At 60.7% G+C, this 1,264-nt stretch carries 1 protein-coding gene; it reads left to right on the top strand.

Translation table 11 applies throughout. The annotated features are described in order from the left end of the window. The first annotated feature begins 77 nt into the window (after nucleotides 1–77). Nucleotides 78–1,204 (top strand): IS3 family transposase gene (locus C41B8_RS19150; RefSeq protein WP_415752846.1). Its coding sequence is split into 2 segments (ribosomal slippage): nucleotides 78–327 and nucleotides 327–1,204, totalling 1,128 coding nucleotides; the frame shifts between segments, so codons are not numbered across the junction. Nucleotides 1,205–1,264: the final 60 nt, after the last annotated feature.

Here is a 1,264-nt window from a genome sequence, read left to right as displayed (position 1 = left end):
TGAACTGGCCCCTGATTTCTGGACAGTGCGATAAGTGGCAAGCTGCTTCGCAAGAGCCATCGGCTCAAGGAGCATTTATGCGACGTAAACGCAGGAATCATTCGGCGGCGTTCAAGGCCAAGGTGGCGCTGGCCGCCGTGCGTGACGAGGGCACGCTGGCCGAGCTGGCGCAGCAGTACGACGTACACCCGAATCAAATCACCCAGTGGAAGCGCCAGCTGATCGAGGGCGCCACCGGCACGTTCGACAAGGGCGCCTCCCAAGCCGATTCGCAGGCCCAGATCACCGAGCTGCACGCCAAGATCGGCGAGCTGAGCATGGAACGCGATTTTTTAGAACGCGGGCTCGCGCGCTTCCCCGGCAAGCGCGGCGGGTCATGATCGCCGCCGATCATGCGCTGCCGATCGTGCGGCAGTGCCAGCTGCTCGATATCGCCCGGTCAACGGTCTACTACCGTGCCGAGGCCGTAAACAATGTCGATGACGAACTGATGAAGCGCATCGATGCCATTCATCTGGAATGGCCGTTCCTCGGCAGCCGCCGCATCGGCGATGCACTGGCGGACGAGGGCCTGATCGTCAATCGCAAGCGCGTCCAGCGTCTGATGCGGATTATGGGGCTGGCGGCCCTGTACCCGAAGCCGCGTACGACCAAGCCGGCGCCCGGGCACCGAATCTACCCGTATCTGCTACGCGATCGGATGATCGACCGGCCGAACCAGGTCTGGTGCGCCGACATCACGTATTTACCGATGGCGCGCGGCTTTTTGTATCTGGTGGCCATTATGGACTGGCATTCCCGCAAGGTCTTGTCGTGGCGTGTGGCCAACACGATGGACGATGACTTCTGTATTGAAGCGCTTGAAGCCGCCATCGCGGCTTATGGCACGCCTGACATATTCAACACGGATCAAGGCAGCCAGTTTACCGGCATCGCGTTCACGGGTGTGCTCAAGCGCGAGGGTATCCAGATCAGCATGGACGGACGCGGGCGCTGGATGGACAACGTGTTCATCGAACGGCTGTGGCGTAGCGTGAAATACGAGGAGGTCTATCTCAAGGCCTACGACAACGCTCGCCAGGCGCGTGCCGGGCTTCGCGTGTACTTCGGTTTCTACAATGCCAAGCGAAAACATCAATCGCTTGAGCGACGGACGCCCGATCAGGTCTACTTCAACGCAGCGCGGCTTCCACAAGCCGCATGAACCAGGCAGCTTGCCACTTAAAAATCGCTGTGGGCTGTCCAGCTCACGGGGTCCACTTCA

The sequence above is a fragment of the Salinisphaera hydrothermalis C41B8 genome (genome assembly GCF_000732535.1).
Classification (GTDB): Bacteria; Pseudomonadota; Gammaproteobacteria; order Nevskiales; family Salinisphaeraceae; genus Salinisphaera; species Salinisphaera hydrothermalis.
This window is presented reverse-complemented; position numbering and strand designations above follow the sequence as displayed.